This is a genomic window from Neisseria sp. HMSC070H10, from assembly GCF_001837635.1.
GTDB lineage: Bacteria > Pseudomonadota > Gammaproteobacteria > Burkholderiales > Neisseriaceae > Neisseria > Neisseria subflava_A.
Genome location: NZ_KV833387.1, coordinates 1 through 21,073 on the forward strand (window position 1 = coordinate 1; position 21,073 = coordinate 21,073).

Below are 21,073 nucleotides of genomic sequence, written 5' to 3' on the forward strand. Positions count from 1 at the left end.
CATTGTCCGAGCAGGACGGCTTTGAACATGGACAGCAGTGGATAGGCGGGACGGCCGAGGTGGTCTCAAAGGTAACGGTTTTTTTGACGATTCAGGTATTGTTCGATCGGTTGCCAATCAATCACCTGATCCAACTTCAATAGTGGAAAACGGTCGATGTGTTTGGCGATCATGGCTTGGGCGGTTTGCTGAAAAAAGGTGCTCATGGAAAATCCCCTAAATGTCTTGATGGGAATTTAGGGGATTTTTGGGGGGATTTTGCAAAGGTCTCTGACCGTCAGCGGCTCGGTGCAAATGTAGGATTTTCTTTTGAATCATTTGAAAGGCCGTCTGAAAGTATATTTTTCAGACGGCCTTTTGTATTGCTCAATGATTAGAATGGAATATCGTCGTCGATATCATCAACCGGAGCGGTCGGTTGTGCCGGGGCAGGACGACGGGCTGGGGCGGCCGGGGGTTCTTGCGCTGGGGCAGATTGGTATTGCTGTTGTGGCGCTTGTTGGTAACTGCTTTGGCTCGAATGACCGCCTTGGTTGTAGCCGTCATCGTATGGTGCGCCGCCGCTGTTGTCGTTGCGGCCGCCAAGCATTTTCATTTCGTTGGCGATGATGTCGTAAGCAGTGCGCTCAATGCCGTCTTTGCCTTGGTATTTACGGCTTTGGATACGGCCTTCCAGGTACACTTGGCTGCCTTTACGCAAGTATTGACCGGCGATTTCGGCGAGTTTGCGGTACATGGTGATGTTGTGCCATTCGGTACGTTCTACGCGTTGGCCGTTGCGGTCGTTCCAAGTTTCGCTGGTGGCAACGCTGAAATTACAGACGGCCTCGCCGTTGGGCATATAGCGGACTTCCGGGTCGCGGCCGAGGCGGCCGATGAGGATAACTTTATTCAATGACATTTTACACTCCTGTGATAATTTTTTCGGCGGCCTCTTGGTCGAATCCTTTTTGCAAGGCCTTGATATAAATGGTTTGTTTGTCTGCACTAAAGCTGATGCTTTCAACGCCTTCAATTTCGGTCAATTTTTCGTAGAGCAAATCCGGATTTTGTTGCCATTCGGCGTTAAGCGGATAGCTGAGGTTTTTGACAGGTTTTGGTGCCGGCGAAATGACTGCCAATACCAACCACAGCAACATCAATACGCTACAAAAGGCAAATACGCCTGCAAAACCGTATTTTTGGAACAATAAACCACCGGTTGCGCCGCCGACAAACAAACCGACCGACTGCATGGTGTTATACACGCCCATCGCGGTGCCTTTCAAATCTGACGGAGCGATTTTCGACACCATAGACGGAAGGCTGGCTTCCAATACATTGAAACCAATAAAATAAACAATCAGATAAGCGGTAATCAACCATACCGAGTGCATTCCGAACAGCAAACCGATTTGCGCCGCGGCAATGCAGACGATACCAAGGATAAACACTTGTTTGAGTTTGTTGCGCGTTTCGCCAACGATAATCAGCGGCACCATAATAATCAGACCGGTAATGGTTGAAGGTAGATAGACTTGCCAATGATGGATTTTTTCCAAACCCAGCTGTGTCATGGCAAACGGCAATGCGGTAAATAATGCCATTTGCGCCGCATGCAAGGCAAAAATACCGAAGTCGAGATTGAGCAGTTGGCGGTTTTTCAATACCTCGCCCATACGCGAAGGCTGAGCCTGCGTGTCTTCGTGCATTTTTGACACTTCCGGATCAGGTGTCATCCAGGCAACCACGCCGATACTGATTACCGTCAGAATACCGGTCAGCGCAAACAGGCCGGATACGCCGATAAAGCTGGCAATCATCGGCGCCAGCACTAGGCTGACGGAAAAGGTCAAGCCGATACTCAGGCCGATCATCGCCATCGCACGCGTCCGCACTTCGTTACGGGTCAAATCCGCCAGCAAAGCCGTTACCGCCGCACTGACTGCGCCCGCGCCCTGAATGGCACGCGCGGCAACCAACATCTGCAGGCTGTCGGCAACTGCAGCCAAAAAACTACCTGCCGCAAATACAATCAAGCCGGCATAAATTACTTTTTTACGGCCGAACTTGTCGGAAGCCATGCCTAAAGGCAACTGCAGCAAAGCCTGTGTCAGCCCATAAATACCCATCGCCATACCGACCAGCGCTTTATTGTTTTCTGCGCCGGGCAACGAAGCGGCATACATCGCCAAAACAGGCAACACCAAAAACATCCCCAACATACGCAGTGCGTAAACGCCGGAAAGTGTGGTACTGGCACGCCACTCGTGCGGAAACATTTGAATTCGGTTATCTCTTGCCATAAATAATGTTTCAGACGGCCTTAAGTTTGCGAAAGGCCGTCTGAAAGTGTGAATTAACAGATTTTCTGATTATACAGGATTCAAAGGAATTGCATGGGGTCAAATCGCAAGCCGTTTATCGCAAACCTGCTTCATCGGTATAAAACGGTTTTAACAAAAAACAACGTCACGCAAGATCTGCCCTATCCCATTTATCCCGAATCAACCCCACTGCCATCTATTTCGCCACGCGCCTAACACGGCGTTTGGATATTTGTTACTGCCCAAGCTGCCATTAAACCTTGCTAAAGCGCGGACAATATTGCCTTTTTCGATATTGTTGTAATGGCGCAGAATGGTGCAGCCATAGCGTAGATTGGTTCGTATATCGAAAAGATTGTGCGACGGATTACCGATATAGTTTTTCCAAAACGGCATTACCTGCATCAAACCGCGCGCGCCCACGCCGCTGATGGCATATTGGCGAAACGCGCTTTCCACTTCAATCAAGCCCAGAATCACTTGAGTGTTGAGTCCGGCACGACTGCTTTCATATTGAATATTAATCAACAGGCGACGGCGCTCGCCCTCATCGGGAATGAAACGTGCCAATCGGGAAGACATCGCCGCCAACCAACGCTCCCCTTCCCTCAAATCGGCAAACACCAGCCGCGCAGGGCTGGCGCTATTAATCGAACTGCGCATCACGGAAGCCACATCATCCGCCAGCGTTTCTTCACGTTGCGCCCCCGCCCATGCGGTCGCAGGCGTCAAAAGCATGGCTCCGCCGACTTGCAACAGACGGCGGCGCGATAAAAATAAGGAATCTTGGTTTTCCGATTTCATGTGTTTTCTCTTTTTAGGCCGTCTGAAAAGTTCAGACGGCCTTTAATATATTGGCTTAAAATCAGCATTATAAAATACATCTATGAGCAGAATCAAAGAGCTGTATACCTTTTATTGTCAAGTGATACCGCCTCAAGTAACATTTAGGTTTTTCTAATCAACCGGTATTTTTTATGACCACCACTCCCGCCAACGTTTTAGCCTCCGTCGACTTGGGTTCCAACAGTTTCCGCCTGCAAATTTGTGAAAACAACAACGGCCAGCTGAAAGTCATCGACTCGTTCAAACAAATGGTTCGCTTTGCCGCCGGCTTGGACGAACAAAAAAACCTAAGCGAAGCCTCTCAAGAACAAGCCTTGGAATGTTTGGCAAAATTTGGCGAACGCCTGCGCGGATTCCAACCTGAAAACGTGCGCGTGGTGGCCACCAACACTTTCCGCGTCGCTAAAAACATCGCCCAATTCCTGCCCCGTGCCGAAGCGGCACTGGGTTTTCCTATCGAAGTCATCGCCGGCCGTGAAGAAGCGCGTCTGATTTACACCGGCGTAGTGCATACCCTGCCGCCCAAAGGCGACAAAATGCTGGTTATCGACATTGGCGGCGGTTCGACCGAATTTGTCATCGGCTCGGATTTGCAACCGCTGACCACAGAAAGCCTGCCTTTAGGCTGCGTAACGTACAGCATGCGCTTCTTCCAAAACAAAGTGACCGCCAAAGATTTCCAAGCCGCCGTTTCCGCCGCGCGTATCGAAATCCAACGCATCAGCAAACTGATGAAGCGCACCGGTTGGGATTTCGCCATCGGCACGTCCGGTTCGGCAAAATCCATACGCGACGTTTTGGCAGCCGAATTGCCGCAAGAAGCCGATATTACCGCCCAAGGCATGCGTTATCTTGCCGATAGGATTATCGAAGCCGGTTCAGTTAAAAAAGCCAAATTTGAAAACCTCAAACCCGAACGCGTCGAAGTTTTTGCAGGTGGATTGGCCGTGATGATGGCCGCTTTTGAAGAACTCTCGCTGACCAAAATGACCGTTACCGAAGCCGCCCTCCGCGACGGCGTGTTCTACGACTTAATCGGCCGCAGCCTCAATGTTGATATGCGCGAACAGACAACGGCAGAGTTCCAAAAACGCTACCACGTCAGCCTCAACCAAGCCAAACGCGTTGCCGATACCGCGCAAGCCTTCATGAACAGCCTGTGCCACGCCAAAAACGTAACCGTTCAAGAGCTTGCCCTGTGGAACCAATACCTCAGCCGTGCAGGCCGTCTGCATGAAATCGGCTTGGATATTGCCCATACCGGCTATCACAAACACTCCGCCTACATTCTCGAAAACGCCGATATGCCGGGCTTCTCACGCAAAGAGCAAACCATTTTGGCGCAACTGGTTATCGGCCATCGCGGCGACCTTAAGAAAATGGCGGACATTATCGGCAACAACGAAATCATGTGGTGTGCCGTGTTGTCCCTGCGCCTGGCCGCCCTCTTCTGCCGTTCGCGCCTGCCGCTTGATTTGCCACCGCAAACCCAGCTTCGCGTCGACGAAAACAACCACAGCTTCATCTTGCGCATCAACGCCCAATGGCTGGAGCAACACCCCCTCATTGCCGATGCGCTGGACTACGAAAGCGCGCAATGGCAAAAAATCGATATGCCTTTCTCGGTTCAAGCACAATAAACCGCGCTCCGTTATAATAGGCAGCTTTTCAAAATCCAAACCGCAGGCCGTCTGAAAACGACAGCCTGCCATACATCAAGGAAAACCATGAGAAAACCCCAACGCGGCTACGCCCGCCAAGACCGTGTCAAAGAACAAATCATGCGCGAGCTTGCCGAACTCGTCCGTACCGGCCTGAAAGACCCGCGCGCAGGCTTCATCACCATCAACGAAGTCGAAGTCACCCGCGATTACAGCCACGCAACCGTGTTCTACACCGTCCTCGACGACAGCACACGCGACATTACCGAAGAAGCTTTGGAACACGCCAAAGGCCATTTGCGCAGCGAATTGGCCAAACGCATCAAACTCTTCAAAACGCCCGAGCTGCACTTCAAATACGACGAATCACTCGAACGCGGCATGAGCATTTCCAGCCTGATCGACCAAGTAGCGGCGGAAAAACCGGTTGAAGACTGATTGATTAAAACACGCAGGCCGTCTGAACCCTTTCAGACGGCCTGAACATTAATATTTCCTAATTAATATGACCAATAAACCCACCAAACGCCCGGTCAACGGCGTTCTTCTCCTCGACAAACCTGAAGGCCTTTCCAGCAACACCGCCCTGCAAAAAGCGCGGCGCTTGTTCCATGCCGAAAAAGCCGGACATACCGGCGTACTCGATCCTTTGGCCACAGGGCTTTTGCCTGTTTGCTTCGGTGAAGCGACCAAGTTCGCCCAATACCTGATTGATGCCGACAAAGCCTATACGGCCACGCTGAAACTGGGCGAAGCCAGCAGCACAGGCGATGCCGAAGGCGAAATCGTTGCCACCGCACGCGCCGATATTTCATTGTCCGAATTTCAGACGGCCTGCCAAGCCTTAACGGGCGATATCCGCCAAGTGCCGCCGATGTTTTCCGCCCTCAAGCACGAAGGCAAACCGCTATACGAATACGCACGCAAAGGCATCGTTATCGAACGCAAAGCGCGCGACATTACCATTTACTCCATTGATATTACTGAGTTTAATGCACCCAAAGCCGTGATAGACGTACGTTGCAGCAAGGGTACTTACATCCGCACCCTCAGCGAAGATATCGCCAAACACATCGGCACATTCGCCCACCTGACCGCCCTGCGCCGTACCGAAACTGCAGGCTTTTCCATTGCCCAAAGCCACACGCTCGAAGCCTTGGCAGAATTGGACGAAGCCGAACGCGATGCCTTGTTGCTGCCTTGCGATGTCTTGGTGCAACATTTCCCCAGACTTGAGTTGAACGACTACGCCGTTACCATGCTTAAACACGGCCAGCGCCCCCAGTTTACCGAAGACATTTCCGCCGAACAGCCCATCCGCGTATACAGCCGAGACGGCACATTTATCGGACTGGTGGAATATCAAAAAGAAATAGGCCGTCTGAAAGCCTTGCGCCTGATGAATACCGCTGACAAATAATTTCCTGCAAAGAGAGCCAATCATGAAAGTCTATACCGCCGCCCAAATGCGCGAACGCGAACAAGCAGCCGTCGATAAAGGCACAAGCTTCGACCAACTGATGGAAAACGCCGGCAGCTCTGCCGCCCAAGACCTTATGCAGCGTCATCCTCAAGCCGGACGCGCACTGATCGTTTGTGGCAAAGGCAACAACGGCGGCGACGGCTTAGTCATGGCAAGATATATGCAGGCGCAAGGTTGGCATATCGATATTCTGTTTTCACTCGGAGAAAACCTCTCCCCTTTGGCTCAAACCAATCGCGAACGACTCAACGGTTTGCCCCATATTGAATTGATATCCGTCCAAGAACTGGAAGGCCGTCTGAAAAACGGTTACGACATCATTATCGAAGGCATATTCGGCACAGGCTTCAGCGGCGCACTTCCAACCGAAATCGCCGCCCTCTGCCGCCAACTCAATCATTCAGACGGCCTGAAAGTCGCCCTTGATATTCCCACCGGCCTCAACTGCGACACCGCCGAAGCCGATCCCGATACATTCCGCGCAGACCTGACCTACACCTTTGCTGCCTACAAACCGGCACACTTAAGCGAGTCCGGCAAAACCTATTGTCAAGAAACCGTCTGTTTGCCTATTGGTATTGATTAAAAAAGCAAATAAGATATCATATTTAAATCGCTTTATTTTTAGAAACAACACATTCTAAAAAAAAACACGCGAATTAATTTACAACCAAATTATCAACGACACGGAAACAGACAATGAACGAACAAGAATACCGCCAAACTTTTAAAGAAGATCAGGCTGTCGGCTGGGAAGCCATCGATACTGCGCTTAAAGCACTTTATGGTGATGTCAAACCACGCTCCTATGGCCCTATAATCAAATATTGGTTGGGAGGCACCGATCCACTGGACAATAGCGACATTTTTGATTGCGAAGAGCAAACCTTCCATCGCCACATTGTTTCCTACGGCATGAGCGAACTTTACTTTAAGCCAGAACTTGCCGGTGCAGATTACAGTAAATGGGGATTTGAATTTACCTTCCGTACTCCCCCTTACGATCAGGATCCGGATTCTGACTACAACACCAAACACGAGCCTTATTGGGCAGTCAACATGATGAATAACCTTGGCCGTTACGTTTTTGAAAGTGGCAACTGGTTTGAAGCCTACCACTTTACTTCGACTAACGGCCCTATCCGAATGGATACAGAAACCGCCATCGTCGGCGTAGCCTTCGCACCAGACCCTAAGCTGCCCGCTATCAAAACGCCAAACGGTGAAGTTCAATTTCTTCAGATAGTCGGCCTTACCCAGCCTGAGCTTGACTGGCTCTGGCAAGATCCAACAACCAAACGTTGCCAAGAGCTGATCGATATGATGCGCAAAGACAATCCGCTGTTAATTACCGATTTAGCGCGTACAAAAAGCTATGTACACCCCTAATTGATAAAGCCAAAGGCCGTCTGAAAACAGGTTTTCAGACGGCCTTTGGTTTATATTTCAAATAAAAAATAGTAACTTACTTCCAAATCTGCGCCAATTTAATCCCCAGCGCCGTCAAACCAAACGAACCGAAAACATGTAGACAGGTTGCCATCAAAGCCATGCCCCAACGTTGCGCCTGCATCAAACCCACCATCTCCACTGAAAAACCTGAAAATGTGGTCAAGCTACCGAGAAATCCGGTAACCCAAAGCAAACGCCATTGCGGATCGGTTAAGAGTTCTGCCAATACGCCGATCAGCAGCGCGCCCAGCCAGTTTGCCGCCAATGTACCGATAGAAAAAGGCGCAGAAGACACCAGCACCAAGCCAAACAACCAACGCAATACAGCCCCGACGGCAGCGCCGCAAACAATGGGAAAAATATAAGCAAACATAACACGTTAAAAATTTAATTGAAAACAGGCCATCCGGTCATGAGGCCGTCTGAAACCAAACAAGGATGCCTTCATATCTTATTGCCAAATCTTAGGCGCGGATTTCAAATACCTGCCGTCATCGAAAGTACAAATCCATTGTGGCTTGAGCGCGATAAAAATGGCTGTTGAAATACCGCTCAAAAATGCCTCTGCCCAAGCGATTAAGAAGAAAACAGGAAAAGCGGTTTTCCATAATACCGTCGTATCAAATACATCCGCCCAGTCCAACAAACCGATCAAAACCACGCCGGTAAACACCATGCCGACCGCCGCAGCCCAAAAACCATTCAGAAAAATAAAGATAAAGATATTGGCAGGCAAACGCGACACCCAATGGCGGAAACCCAAGTTCACCAACAAAGGCGGAAGCAATACGGACAAGGCATTGATGGGGAACATATGCCAATCGCCCCAAAGCCACAAATATGGAAAAAACAGCAAAACGCCGATGCAGAACGCAGCAGAGGTGCCCAGCATTAAAGCCGTCAGGTTCAAGGCGAGCAAATGATAGCTCATGCCGGCCAGTTGTCCGCTTTCCGGAGAGGCATTCAAACTCCAAGCCAGCGGCAACATCACGGCAGCCAACAAAAATGCGGAACGATGCTGCGATACCGACACCCATGCCTGCTTTGCGCATAAAGCAAAAATCACCAGCAACACAGGCCATGCCGCCATCACGACACCAACGGGAAACCATCCGTTTTGAAAAATCATCTTCTCATCCGCAAAATGTTCAGACGGCCTATTATACGCGCCTCAAGCCACAGCTTTGACAATCCTGTCTGCCTTTGCCGTTAAAGCTTGTTTCGGCTGGTTTTGTTTACCCGAAAAAAGCGTTAGAATAACGGACTTTGCCGTTTAATTAAGGGGATGGACGCATGCTTTGGACAATATTGGCTTTAATTCTGCTGGCCGCCATAGCCGGCTTGTTCTGGTGGCGCCAGAAACAAGAGCAAAAGTGGCGCCATGAATTGGCCCGACTCAGTGGCGACGAACAAGAAATAAACGAAGAAGACAGCCCGGTCGGTTTTTCCGACCAACTGGACAGCCTGAAACGTTTGTTCAGCATGAACAAGCGCACTGCCGACAACCATAAAATCGCCCGCATCCGCCTGCTTTCCGCACTCGAACACAATAAAATGCAACGCGCCGAAACAAACGAAGAGCACGCAGCAGAGCCAGTTGCCGAAGAGCCGGAACACATCGCAGCTACCGAAGAAGAAATCAAAATTGCGCCTAAAACCCGCAAATCTGCCAAACCGGAACGTATTCCTAAAATCACGCCGTTTGCACAAATGGAAACGCCCGAATACAGCCCGTCTTTGGTGCAAAACAGCAATTTTGAAGAAATCACATTAGAAGAAGCCACCCGTTCCCTACACGAAGCAGCGGTTGAAGAATGGAACGAGCATTTGGCCGAAAAAAATGCGCCGATTTACAAAGACGAAATCGAAACCCCATTGTTGCGTGCTTCATCCCTGCCGATGACCGGCATGGAAATCATCGACTATAACGACCCTATCTTGCGCCGCACACGCGAACGTGCCTTGGCGCGCGCCAATAATGTCCGCGTGGCAGAAGCCCATGCGCCGCATATCGAAACCGTTCAGACGGCCTTAAGAACTGCCGAAAAAGAAGCCATCCTCCCCTATACTTCCATGCAGGCATTCCCTTCTGAAATCCAAGCGGAAGATATTCACAACAACCTTGCCCGCCGTACCGCCGCCCGCCACAAACTGGCCGAGGCCGTCGCCCCATTGCGCGACTACTCTCCGCGCACCATCGAAAATGACGAAATTCTGGCCAACTTGGGACAAATCAGCCGTCCTGCCAGCTTGCGCCGTCAAGTTCGCTATACCGAAGCGGCCGCCGAAAGATGGGCGCGTAAACAAGCTGCCACGGAAGCTGTTGCACCACGACCTGCCGCACCGGCAACGCCGTCCCGTCCGAAACCGGCTGTGCCTGTTAAAAAATCCCCTTATATCTCCCGACCTGCCGCGCCAAACGCAACCGTAGTCGAGCCTCCTGCCGTACCAGTTGTCCCTATGGCTAAAACCGATATCCCCGAACCGCCTGTTTTCCAAACCTCGATTGCGCCGATTGATATCCCCGAACTGCCTGCTTTTGAACATAAAATCCAAGTGCCGATTTTTGATGCACAAGTCAATGCGCATGTCAGCAATCAGCCTGAACGCAGTATCCGCGATTATTTAATCAGCGAATCTGCCGTCGAAGAAACAGAATTCGATGGTGAGCCGGAAGCGCCTGTACAAGCGGAAGCAGAAGCTATTCAAGCGGTTGAAACCATTGAACCCGTTGAATCTGTTGAAACAATCGCAAGGCCGTCTGAATATACACAGACAGTCGTTGAAACACCTGTTCAAAGCGTAGAACCAAGCGTTCAAGAAGATACACCAAGCATAGCTATTCCAACTTCGGCAACACTGACCGATGCGCTTCTACCGACCACTGCCCTGCTCCTGCCGCCGCAGTTTGACCCGAGCGCCTCGCAAACTGAAGAACAGTTGTTGGAAAACAGCATTACCATCGAAGAAAAACTGGCCGAGTTCAAAGTTAAAGTCAAAGTGATGGACTCCTATTCCGGCCCGGTCATTACGCGCTACGAGATTGAGCCTGATGTCGGCGTGCGCGGCAGTGCCGTTTTGAATCTTGAAAAAGACTTGGCGCGCTCGCTTGGCGTGGCTTCCATCCGCGTGGTGGAAACCATCCCCGGCAAAACCTGCATGGGCTTGGAATTGCCTAATCCGAAACGCCAAATGATCCGCCTGAGCGAAATCTTTAATTCGCCTGCGTTTACCGAGTCCAAATCCAAACTGACCCTCGCGCTCGGCCAAGACATTACCGGCCAGCCTGTCGTCACTGACTTGGCCAAAGCGCCGCATCTGCTGGTTGCCGGTACGACCGGTTCGGGTAAATCCGTAGGCGTGAACGCCATGATTCTGTCCATGCTCTTCAAAGCAACGCCAGAAGACGTGCGCATGATTATGATTGACCCGAAAATGCTGGAACTGAGCATTTACGAAGGCATTCCGCACCTGCTCGCCCCTGTCGTAACCGATATGAAATTGGCTGCAAACGCACTGAACTGGTGCGTCAACGAAATGGAAAAACGCTACCGCCTGATGAGCTTTATGGGCGTGCGCAACCTTGCCGGTTTCAACCAAAAAATTGCCGAAGCCGCCGCGCGTGGTGAAAAAATCGGCAGCCCGTTCAGCCTCACGCCTGAAGATCCTGAGCCATTGGAAAAACTGCCGTTTATCGTGGTCGTCGTAGATGAATTTGCCGACCTGATGATGACCGCCGGTAAGAAAATTGAAGAACTGATCGCCCGTCTTGCCCAAAAAGCACGCGCAGCCGGTATCCATTTGATTCTTGCCACTCAACGCCCCAGCGTGGATGTCATCACCGGCCTGATTAAAGCCAATATTCCGACACGCATTGCCTTCCAAGTGTCCAGCAAAATCGACAGCCGCACGATTCTTGACCAAATGGGTGCGGAAAACCTGCTCGGCCAAGGCGATATGCTGTTCCTGCCACCCGGCACCGGCTATCCGCAACGTGTACACGGCGCGTTCGCTTCCGACAACGAAGTACACCGTGTAGTGGAATACCTGAAACAATTTGGCGCACCCGACTATATCGACGATATTTTGAGCAACGGTTCCACCGAAGACTTTACCGGCACCAGCCGCAGCAACGACAGCGACCTCGACCCCATGTATGACGAAGCCGTTTCCGTTGTCTTGAAATCGCGTAAAGCCAGCATTTCCAATATCCAACGACAACTGCGCATCGGCTACAACCGTGCCGCCCGCCTGATTGACCAAATGGAAGCCGACGGTATTGTTTCCCCTGCGGAAAACAACGGCAACCGCACCATCTTGGCGCAAAGTAGCGACCATCTGGATTAATTTATCCTTGCTTAAATCAAGGCCGTCTGAAACTTTCAGACGGCCTTTTTAAATCAGATAATGGGTTCAGAGATTCCAATCAAATAAACAAGCAAATAAGTAATCTATAAACAACATTTCTTACAAATCTAAATGCTTTTGCATTAACGGCATTTGCTTCACAAAAAACAAGGTTCAATCAACCAAACTCGACCTGCAAAATGCATATTTCTACCCGTTTGTCACCATTTTCAGACGGCCTTTTGTCAAGACCGGAAAAAACAGGTAAATCCGTTTTTCGATTAAAAGCAATATTATTATGATTCATGCCTTCGGCAACACCCCACCCTTTACGAGGAAAAACAAATGAAAAAATATTTTGCAGAATTTTTCGGCACTTTCTGGCTGGTATTCGGCGGCTGCGGCAGCGCAGTTTTGGCAGCAGCCTACCCTGAACTTGGCATTGGCTTTGCCGGTGTCGCTTTAGCATTCGGTTTGACCGTACTGACCATGGCTTACGCCGTTGGCCACATTTCCGGCGGCCACTTCAACCCTGCCGTTTCCGTCGGCCTTTTCATCGGCGGCCGTTTCAACGGTAAAGACCTGTTGCCTTACATCGTATCCCAAGTGATCGGTGCGATTGCCGCTGCGGGCGTTCTGTATCTGATTGCTTCCGGTAAAACCGGTTTTGATGCTGTTGCTTCCGGCTTTGCCAGCAACGGTTTCGGCGAGCACTCTCCTAACGGTTACGACATGATGGCTGCTTTGCTGATCGAATTCGTACTGACCGCATTCTTCCTGATCATCATCATGGGTTCTACCGACAAATTGGCTCCAGCCGGCTTTGCTCCTATCGCCATCGGCCTGGGACTGACCCTGATTCACTTGATCAGCATTCCTGTGACCAATACTTCCGTCAACCCTGCACGCTCTACCGGCGTTGCCTTGTTCCAAGGCGGCTGGGCTGTTGAACAACTGTGGTTGTTCTGGTTGGCCCCTATTGCCGGCGCAGCAGTGGGCGCGGCTATTTACCGCTTCGTTTTGGCTAACGACGACAAATAATCTGAACGGAATGATATTTCCGGTGCGGCCGATACCCTAAACCGTCCGCACCCAAGTTGCCGAGATACAAACGCACCGCCTGACTCAGACGGTGCGTTTGTTTTTACCATGTTACAATACTTCCTTTTCTCACATTCTCAAACCATCATGCAAACCTTACCTTTTCAAACCGATATCGCTGCCAGAATGCTGGTCAATACCGAAAACGAAACCATCCATCCCAATGCCGTATTCGTACAAACGCAAAACGGCTACTGGATTGCTTGGTACGACCAACAGGCCGCCCTGCTTGCACCCGACACACCGCCCGATATTCCCTGCTTTTGGGTAGAAGGCGCAGAAAGCCTGGAAGAGCTGGTAAGCATGGTAGAAAACGGCGAATTTGACGAAGTTGAAGAATTTGACGGCGACGATGATGCTTGGCAAGAAGCACTCGGATGCGACCATCATCACGAAGGACACTGCGGATGCAGCCATTGAGATGCACAAAACGCCTGCTTCCGGCACTTGCCCTTTGCCTGATGCTTAACGGCTGCGTTGTAGGCGCGGTGTCGATTTGGCAGCTACAACTGTCCTGACTGCCGGAAAATTGGTTGTCAAAGGAACGGGGGCAGTGATTGATGCCGCCATTCCTGACGGCAAAAAAGACAAGGACAAGGAAAAAGAAAAGAGCAAAGAAAAGCCAAAATCGGAAGAAATCGTCTATAAGAAAGAATCCTCTGACGAAGTAGCGCAATAATCCTTCAGACGGCCTCAGCAAGGTAATCAATCCTACTGAGGCCGTCTGAACATTCATCCTTACATATAGCCCTGTTCGCGCAAAGAGCAGGTTTCTTTTGCCGTCACGATAAAATGGTCCAACAGCGTAATATCGACCAAACTTAAAGCCTGTTTCAAACGCTCTGTAAACTGCACATCAGATTCAGACGGCCTTGCCGAACCGCCCGGATGATTGTGTGCCAAAATCAAACTGTCGGCGTATTCATCCAATGCCAATTTGACGATTTCACGGATATAAACTGTGTTTTCCGCCACCGTACCGCGCGACAATTCCCGTACCACAATCAATTGATTTTGACGGTTGAGCAGCAAAGCAACGCTGACCTCAATTTTTTCATGTCCAAGATGCAGGCGCAGATAATCCGCAACCGATTTCGGGTTTGACAAAACTATCTGCTCCTGCAAATCTTCACCCAAAATCCGCCGCCCGATTTCTTTGACCACTGCAAATTGAGTATAGCTCGCCAAGCCCATGCCCTTATAGGCAGCGAGTGTTTTGGCATCCGCACTCATCAGCTTCCCCAAGCTGCCAAACTCACTCAACAAATAACGCGCTAAATCAACCGCGCTCATACCGCGCGTTCCGACACGCAACAAAATCGCCAGCAACTCCGCATCACTCAACGCCGCCGCACCGTGCGCCAAGAGCTTCTCGCGCGGCCGCTCCCCTTCGGGCCATTCTTTGATACTCATGTTTTCCCTTTTATTTATATAGCGGATTTAGTTTTAATTCCGAGTAAAACCGCCTCGCCCGATATAAAACGTAATCCATTATGGTTTTAGTAAATAAATGTAATTTGCGTATTTTATTCTATTTTGAATAATTATTTAAGACATATAGATAATAATTACCCCCTTTTGTGCAGAAAAACAACGTTACCCATTTTTACTATCTTGTTTCCCTGCCTGCCTTTCCTTTCATATTTGTTTCAAATCAGCCGATACAAGCAATTTCATATTGCCCCTATGAGGCTTAGGCTAATATAATATTGAGTTTGCCGAGAGCAAAAGCTTAGGCTTAAACTGCTTTCTATCCACGCTGCCCGTGCGCTTTACAAGAGTTTCAGACGGCCTCCGTCCGACTCCCGCCAGCAATCAAACAGCTTTTTATCACCCATTCGAAAATCCGTTTTGCCGGTACTCGTCTTTCTTTTTGGAGTATTGCCATTATGACCGCAACCACTGCGTCTTCAGCCAAACCTTATTTGCAAATCCAAGGCTTGGTGAAAAAGTTTGGTGACAATTACGCTGTCGATAACATCGACTTGGACATCTATCAACACGAAATCTTCGCCCTTTTGGGCAGCTCAGGCAGTGGCAAATCTACGCTGCTGCGCATGTTGGCAGGCATGGAAAGCCCAAATCAGGGCAAAATCATTCTCGACGGCCAAGACATTACCAAACTTGCTCCGTACGAACGCCCAATCAACATGATGTTCCAAAGCTATGCCCTGTTCCCGCACATGAGCGTTGAGCAAAACATCGCTTTCGGTCTGAAACAAGACAAAATGCCTAAAGGCGAAATCGACGCCCGCGTCGAAGAAATGTTGCGCCTGGTGCAAATGACCAAATACGCCAAACGCAAGCCGCACCAACTTTCCGGCGGTCAACAACAACGTATCGCTTTGGCGCGCAGCCTGGCAAAACGTCCGAAAATCCTGCTGCTTGACGAACCTTTAGGCGCACTCGATAAAAAACTGCGCCAACAAACCCAACTGGAATTGGTCAACACGCTGGAACAAGTCGGCGTAACCTGCATCATGGTTACCCACGACCAAGAAGAAGCGATGACGATGGCTACCCGTATCGCCATTATGTCCGACGGCCAATTGCGCCAAGTCGGCACACCTAGCGACGTGTACGATTACCCTAACAGTCGCTTTACTGCTGAATTTATCGGCGAAACCAATATTTTTGACGGCGTCGTTGTTGACGACCGCGCCGATTTCTCTATCGTCAAATGTGACGGCTTGGAAAACCACGTCCGCATCGACCACGGCCTGGGCGTTCCGAACGAGCATGAAATCTGGATCAGCATCCGCCCTGAAGACATTGATTTGCATAAAGAAAAACCAGAACACTTGGGCGCGCACAACTGGGCCCAAGGCACGGTTAAAGAAATTGCCTATCTGGGCAGCTTCGCGATTTACCACATCAAACTTGCCAACGGCCGTGTCGTCAAAAGCCAAGTTCCCGCACCTTATTGGTATGTGCGCAACATTACACCGCCGACTTGGGACGAAACTGTCTATATCAGCTGGCCTGAAAACCAACCTACGCCTCTGTACAGTTAATTTGAGGGAAATGCAATGGACCTTAAAAAACTGAAAAAGAAACTGTTTCGCCGTCCTGGACAGCGTGCAGTGATTGCCGTGCCGTATATTTGGCTTTTGATTCTATTTCTGATTCCGTTCGCCATCGTATTGAAAATCAGCTTTGCCGAACAAGAAATCGCCATTCCGCCATTTACGCCTTTGACGACGATTGATGAAGACTTAGGCCGTCTGAACATTGCCATCAGCTATCAGAACTACGCTGACATCTTCCAAAACTTTTGGAATACGCTCAATCCGTTTGGCGACAGTGAAAACAGCAATATCTATCTGATGACCTACTGGTCTTCAATTAAGACTGCGCTGACAACGACCATCATCTGCCTGTTGATTGGTTATCCGACCGCTTATGCCATTTCACGCGCCAATCCGGCTACGCGCAACGGCCTGCTGTTGGCAATCATGCTGCCTTTCTGGACTTCTTTCCTGTTGCGTGTTTACGCATGGATGGGCTTATTGGGTCACAACGGCATCATCAATAATTTCTTAATCAAATATGGAATCATCAGCGAGCCTTTAGACCTGTTCTACAATGCTTTTTCGCTGAATTTGGTGATGGTTTACGCCTATTTGCCGTTTATGATTTTGCCGCTGTACACACAACTGGTAAAACTGGACAACCGTCTGCTCGAAGCCGCGTCCGACTTGGGCGCAGGTCCGATCAAATCGTTCTTTACCATTACCCTGCCTTTATCCAAAACAGGCATCATCGCAGGCTCTATGCTGGTCTTTGTTCCGGCCGTCGGTGAATTTGTGATTCCTGAATTGGTGGGCGGTTCTGAAAACCTGATGATCGGTAAAGTATTGTGGCAGGCATTCTTCGACCAAAACAACTGGCCGCTGGCTTCTGCCGTCGCCGTCGTTATGGTTGCCCTGCTGGTTGTACCGATTGCCCTGTTCCAGCACTATGAAAACCGCGAATTGGAAGAAGGAGGCAAATAATGCAGAAAACCAAATTATCCTGGTTCTTGAAACTGATGCTCCTGCTCTCGCTGGCATTCCTCTATATTCCGCTGGTGGTTTTGGTCATCTATTCTTTCAATGAATCCAAACTGGTTACCGTTTGGGGCGGTTTTTCAACCAAATGGTACGGCGCATTGATGGAAAACGACACCATCTTGGAAGCAGCCTGGCTGTCATTGCGTATCGCCATCGTTTCCTCGCTTGCCGCCGTGGCACTCGGCACATTGGCTGGTTACGCTATGGCGCGTATTAAACGCTTCCGCGGCAGCACCCTGTTTGCCGGTATGATTTCCGCGCCTATGGTGATGCCTGACGTGATTACCGGTTTATCCATGCTGCTGTTGATTATTCAGGTGCAAATGTTCCTGCAAGGCAGTGAATTGCTGCAATCGCTCTACTTCGATCGCGGCTTCTTCACCATCTTCCTCGGCCACACCACGCTTTGCATGGCATACATTACCGTCGTTATCCGCTCGCGCTTGGTGGAATTGGATCAATCCTTGGAAGAGGCTGCTATGGACTTGGGTGCCCGTCCACTGAAGATTTTCTTCGTGATTACCCTGCCGCTGATTGCCCCTGCGATCGCTTCCGGCTTCCTCTTGGGCATTACCCTGTCTTTGGACGACTTGGTGATTACCTCCTTCCTGTCAGGCCCGGGTTCATCGACATTGCCGCAAGTGATTTTCTCCAAAATCAAACTCGGCCTTGACCCTCAGATGAACGTTCTGGCAACCATCCTGATCGGTATCATCGGTACGCTGGTTATTGTCGTTAACTACTGGATGATGCGTCAGGCAACCAAACGGGAACGCGAGGCTGCCGAAGCCTACCGCCAAGAAAAATTGGCAGCCGAGAAAGCCGCCTAATATGCAGACAGGCTGTCCGATAAAGCATCGGAACAGCCTGTTTTATTAACTGCATCTTATCCTTTCAGACGGCCTGAATCTAAGCCCACATTTAAGGCCGTCTGAAAACCAATTTCAATGAAGTGAAAACCAACCTAAAGCTCAAATCATGATTAATCCCAGCTTCAAAGAATACCTTCCTTCCTACTATGTCAGCACTGCCAATCCCCATCCGTCTTATCCTACGCTTGAAGGCCGTCTGAAAACTGAAACCTGCGTTATCGGCGGCGGCCTGTCCGGCTTATGCACCGCCCTACCGCTTGCCGAAAACGGCCATGAAGTCATCGTACTTGAAGCCGCCCGTATCGGTTTCGGCGCATCAGGCCGCAGCGGCGGACAAGTCATCAGCGACTTTGCCTGCGGCATGGAAGAAATCGAAAAACAAGTCGGTTTGGAACAGGCACAATGGTTCTGGCAGCAATCTCTGCAAGCCGTTGAACTGGTTGACTCTCGCATTCAAAAACACAATATCCAATGCGATTGGCAACGTGGTTACGCTACCGTCGCCGTCCGTCCTCAGCATTGGGAAGAATTGCAACAATGGCACGAACACGCTCAAAAACATTATGGCGCAAGCCATTACCAGCTTTGGGATAAAGCCACGCTGAAGCAGCAACTTGCCAGCGATATGTATCAAGGCGCGCAATTTGATCCTTTATCCGGCCACTTACACCCACTCAATTACACCCTAGGCATTGCCAAAGCGGCAGCCGATGCAGAAGCACAACTTTTTGAGCAATCCCCGATGACGCGTATCGAGCCATGCGATAACGGCTGGCTGGTTCATACGCCCAATGGCAGTGTTGAGTGCAAAAACCTCGTTTATGCCGTCAATACTTATGCAGGCTTGCACCCAAAATTCAAAGTATTGGAACAAAAAGCCATTGCAGTCAGCACCTTTATCATCGCCACCGAGCCACTGGGCGAACGCGCCAAAGACCTGATCCGCAATAATATGGCCATCTGCGACAACCGCCACGTCCTCGACTACTACCGCCTCAGCGCCGACGGCCGCCTGCTCTTCGGCGGCAAAGACAACGAGTTTATCGACGATCCAGACCGCATGACCGAACTCGTCCGCCAAGATATGCTAAAAGTTTTCCCGCAACTTGCCGATGTCAGAATCGAGCATTCTTGGGGCGGCGAATGCGACATTACGCGCAACCTCGCCCCACATTTCGGCCGCCTCGCCCCTACCGTTTTCTACGCCCAAGGCTATTCCGGACACGGCATGGCGATTACCGGCATTGCCGGTTTGGCGATTGCCGAAGCCATCATGGGCGATGACGGCCGTCTGAAACCTTTTGAGCAACTGCGCCACCGCAACATCATTACCCAGCCTTTCCTGCGCAAACTCGGCTCTTTCCTCGGCTCAAAATACTATCAATGGAAAGACAGCCACTAAACCCAAGCAACAAACATATTTCAGACGGCGGCAGATTCAAGTAAAATTCAGGCCGTCTGAAAGCTTAGATACGACAAAATTCAATCATTCATCAGCAAGGAAACCATCATGAGCAACCATCATAAACTCATCATCCTCGGCTCCGGCCCTGCCGGCTATACTGCCGCCGTCTATGCCGCCCGTGCCAACCTAAACCCTGTAATCATTACCGGCGTTGAGCAAGGTGGACAACTGATGACCACCACCGAAGTGGACAACTGGCCTGCCGATGCAGAAGGCGTACAAGGTCCGGAACTAATGGCCCGTTTCCAAGCTCATGCCGAACGCTTCGGCACTGAAATGATTTTCGACCAAATCCACACCGTTGATTTGCAAAACCGTCCGTTTACCCTCAAAGGCGATATGGGCGAATACACCTGCGATGCGCTCATCGTTGCCACCGGCGCATCCGCCAAATATTTAGGTTTGCCAAGCGAAGAAACCTTTGCCGGCAAAGGCGTTTCCGCCTGTGCAACTTGCGATGGTTTCTTCTACAAAAAACAAGATGTTGCCGTAGTCGGCGGTGGCAATACCGCTGTGGGAGAAGCACTCTACCTTGCCAATATCGCCAACACCGTTACCCTGATTCACCGCCGCGACAGCTTCCGCGCTGAAAAAATCATGGTGGACAAGCTGATGCAACGCGTCGAAGAAGGCAAAATCATCCTCAAGCTCAACAGCTCGGTTGATGAAATCTTGGGTGACGAAAGCGGCGTTACCGGTGCACGCCTGAAACACAATGACGGCAGCACTGAAGAAATCGCTGTAAAAGGTGTTTTCATCGCCATCGGCCACAAACCCAACACCGACATCTTCAAAGGTCAACTCGATATGGATGAAACCGGCTATCTGAAAACCAAAGGCGGTACCGGTGACAATGTCGGCGCAACCAATATCGAAGGCATATGGGCGGCAGGCGACGTCAAAGACCATACCTACCGTCAAGCCATCACCAGTGCCGCTTCCGGCTGCCAAGCCGCGCTTGATGCCGAACGTTGGCTCGACCGCCACGGCGTATGAGCCTATAAGCTACGCCCTATTCTTTAAAACATAATAAAAGGCCGTCTGAAATTTCAGACGGCCTGAGACCTTTGCAAAATTCCTTTCCCCCAACAGCCGAAACCTAAACACAGGTTTTCGGCTGTTTTTGTTTCGAATATCCACTGATTCTACTCAAATACCCCCTTAATCCTCCCCGGGTACCTGATTATCAGGCATCCGGCCGCCTTTTAGGCGGCAACAGGCGCACTTAGCCTGTTGGCGGCTTTCAATAGGTTCAAACACATCGCCTTCAGATGGCTTTTTGCACTCACTTTGAGCAGTCCGAAGTAGGCTGCCCGGGCGTAGCGGAATTTACGGTGCAGCGTACCGAAGCTTTGTTCGACCACATAACGGGTCTTCGACAAATATCGGTTACGCTTCGTTTGCACTTCCGACAGCGGATGTTTACGGTGGGCTTTGCGCATAATGCCGTCCAGCAGCCGATGCTCTTCCAGATGTTGCCGGTTTTCC

General features: G+C 50.5%; 20 protein-coding genes and 2 pseudogenes. 14 read left to right on the forward strand and 8 right to left on the reverse strand.

All coding sequences use genetic code 11. The features are described 5' to 3' along the window. The 4 genes and pseudogenes from HMPREF2606_RS10310 to HMPREF2606_RS10325 all read right to left on the reverse strand — a co-directional run. Positions 1 to 206 (reverse strand): annotated as a pseudogene (locus tag HMPREF2606_RS10310) (IS5/IS1182 family transposase); the annotation flags it as partial. 167 nt (positions 207 to 373) lie between these two features. Then, the gene (locus HMPREF2606_RS10315; RefSeq protein ID WP_049332709.1) at positions 374 to 901 is read right to left on the reverse strand and encodes a single-stranded DNA-binding protein; all 528 of its coding nucleotides are present in this window, start codon (positions 899 to 901) and stop codon (positions 374 to 376) included. 1 nt (position 902) lies between these two features. Continuing rightward, positions 903 to 2,285: an MFS transporter gene (locus tag HMPREF2606_RS10320; RefSeq protein WP_070712177.1), complete on the reverse strand. Its 1,383-nt coding sequence runs from the start codon at positions 2,283 to 2,285 to the stop codon at positions 903 to 905. A 201-nt stretch (positions 2,286 to 2,486) separates the two neighbouring features. Continuing rightward, positions 2,487 to 3,110 (reverse strand): lytic transglycosylase domain-containing protein, encoded by a 624-nt coding sequence (locus HMPREF2606_RS10325; protein WP_070712178.1) that lies wholly within the window; start codon positions 3,108 to 3,110, stop codon positions 2,487 to 2,489. Positions 3,111 to 3,283: 173 nt separating this feature from the next. Here HMPREF2606_RS10325 and ppx point away from each other — a divergent pair, with 173 nt between their 5' ends. The 5 genes from ppx to HMPREF2606_RS10350 all read left to right on the forward strand — a co-directional run bounded on the left by ppx (position 3,284) and on the right by HMPREF2606_RS10350 (position 7,685). Next, positions 3,284 to 4,792, forward strand: a complete 1,509-nt coding sequence (gene ppx / locus HMPREF2606_RS10330; protein ID WP_070712179.1) for an exopolyphosphatase — start codon at positions 3,284 to 3,286, stop codon at positions 4,790 to 4,792. 87 nt (positions 4,793 to 4,879) lie between these two features. Further along, positions 4,880 to 5,251 (forward strand): 30S ribosome-binding factor RbfA, encoded by a 372-nt coding sequence (gene rbfA, locus HMPREF2606_RS10335; RefSeq protein ID WP_003685554.1) that lies wholly within the window; start codon positions 4,880 to 4,882, stop codon positions 5,249 to 5,251. 67 nt (positions 5,252 to 5,318) lie between these two features. Continuing rightward, complete coding sequence (gene truB / locus HMPREF2606_RS10340; RefSeq protein WP_070712180.1) at positions 5,319 to 6,233, forward strand: tRNA pseudouridine(55) synthase TruB; 915 nt, start codon at positions 5,319 to 5,321, stop codon at positions 6,231 to 6,233. Between the two features lie 22 nt (positions 6,234 to 6,255). Continuing rightward, a complete protein-coding gene (locus HMPREF2606_RS10345) occupies positions 6,256 to 6,882 on the forward strand; it encodes an NAD(P)H-hydrate epimerase (protein ID WP_070712181.1) in 627 nt (208 codons plus the stop codon). 113 nt (positions 6,883 to 6,995) lie between these two features. Further along, a complete protein-coding gene (locus HMPREF2606_RS10350) occupies positions 6,996 to 7,685 on the forward strand; it encodes a suppressor of fused domain protein (protein WP_070712182.1) in 690 nt (229 codons plus the stop codon). A 76-nt stretch (positions 7,686 to 7,761) separates the two neighbouring features. Here the strand turns inward: HMPREF2606_RS10350 and HMPREF2606_RS10355 are convergent, their stop codons facing one another. Continuing rightward, the gene (locus tag HMPREF2606_RS10355; protein ID WP_070712183.1) at positions 7,762 to 8,121 is read right to left on the reverse strand and encodes a CrcB family protein; all 360 of its coding nucleotides are present in this window, start codon (positions 8,119 to 8,121) and stop codon (positions 7,762 to 7,764) included. Positions 8,122 to 8,199: 78 nt separating this feature from the next. After that, complete coding sequence (locus HMPREF2606_RS10360) at positions 8,200 to 8,877, reverse strand: energy-coupling factor ABC transporter permease (RefSeq protein WP_070712184.1); 678 nt, start codon at positions 8,875 to 8,877, stop codon at positions 8,200 to 8,202. Positions 8,878 to 9,041: 164 nt separating this feature from the next. Between HMPREF2606_RS10360 and HMPREF2606_RS10365 the strand changes: the two genes are divergently transcribed. From HMPREF2606_RS10365 to HMPREF2606_RS10380, 4 genes and pseudogenes are all read left to right on the forward strand, one after another. After that, a complete protein-coding gene (locus HMPREF2606_RS10365) occupies positions 9,042 to 12,095 on the forward strand; it encodes a DNA translocase FtsK (protein ID WP_070843630.1) in 3,054 nt (1,017 codons plus the stop codon). A 345-nt stretch (positions 12,096 to 12,440) separates the two neighbouring features. Beyond that, a complete protein-coding gene (gene aqpZ / locus HMPREF2606_RS10370; protein ID WP_063067881.1) occupies positions 12,441 to 13,136 on the forward strand; it encodes an aquaporin Z in 696 nt (231 codons plus the stop codon). Between the two features lie 147 nt (positions 13,137 to 13,283). Continuing rightward, positions 13,284 to 13,616 carry a general secretion pathway protein GspG gene (locus HMPREF2606_RS10375; protein ID WP_070712188.1) on the forward strand — a complete coding sequence of 111 codons (333 nt, stop codon included), beginning with the start codon at positions 13,284 to 13,286 and terminating at the stop codon, positions 13,614 to 13,616. Continuing rightward, positions 13,604 to 13,875, forward strand: a pseudogene (locus tag HMPREF2606_RS10380) (NF038104 family lipoprotein). The gene HMPREF2606_RS10375 and the pseudogene HMPREF2606_RS10380 overlap by 13 nt, the downstream one beginning before the upstream one ends. A gap of 59 nt (positions 13,876 to 13,934) precedes the next feature. Here HMPREF2606_RS10380 and radC read toward each other — a convergent pair. Beyond that, positions 13,935 to 14,609: a RadC family protein gene (radC, locus tag HMPREF2606_RS10385; protein ID WP_070583317.1), complete on the reverse strand. Its 675-nt coding sequence runs from the start codon at positions 14,607 to 14,609 to the stop codon at positions 13,935 to 13,937. 476 nt (positions 14,610 to 15,085) lie between these two features. On the opposite strand from radC, the gene potA reads away from it, so the two are divergent. The 5 genes from potA to trxB all read left to right on the forward strand — a co-directional run bounded on the left by potA (position 15,086) and on the right by trxB (position 20,581). Continuing rightward, positions 15,086 to 16,210 (forward strand): ABC transporter ATP-binding protein, encoded by a 1,125-nt coding sequence (gene potA, locus HMPREF2606_RS10390; RefSeq protein WP_004520791.1) that lies wholly within the window; start codon positions 15,086 to 15,088, stop codon positions 16,208 to 16,210. A 15-nt stretch (positions 16,211 to 16,225) separates the two neighbouring features. Continuing rightward, a complete protein-coding gene (locus HMPREF2606_RS10395) occupies positions 16,226 to 17,191 on the forward strand; it encodes an ABC transporter permease subunit (RefSeq protein ID WP_070583319.1) in 966 nt (321 codons plus the stop codon). After that, positions 17,191 to 18,078: an ABC transporter permease subunit gene (locus HMPREF2606_RS10400; protein WP_003679574.1), complete on the forward strand. Its 888-nt coding sequence runs from the start codon at positions 17,191 to 17,193 to the stop codon at positions 18,076 to 18,078. Before HMPREF2606_RS10395 ends, HMPREF2606_RS10400 begins: the two co-directional genes overlap by 1 nt. A 148-nt stretch (positions 18,079 to 18,226) precedes the next feature. Next, positions 18,227 to 19,522 (forward strand): NAD(P)/FAD-dependent oxidoreductase, encoded by a 1,296-nt coding sequence (locus HMPREF2606_RS10405; RefSeq protein WP_070712186.1) that lies wholly within the window; start codon positions 18,227 to 18,229, stop codon positions 19,520 to 19,522. Positions 19,523 to 19,630: 108 nt separating this feature from the next. After that, positions 19,631 to 20,581, forward strand: coding sequence for a thioredoxin-disulfide reductase (gene trxB / locus HMPREF2606_RS10410; protein ID WP_070712187.1), 951 nt, complete (start codon positions 19,631 to 19,633; stop codon positions 20,579 to 20,581). A gap of 209 nt (positions 20,582 to 20,790) precedes the next feature. Here trxB and HMPREF2606_RS10415 read toward each other — a convergent pair. Further along, on the reverse strand, positions 20,791 to 21,073 hold a 283-nt coding region (locus HMPREF2606_RS10415; RefSeq protein ID WP_141762195.1), incomplete at its 5' end, for a transposase.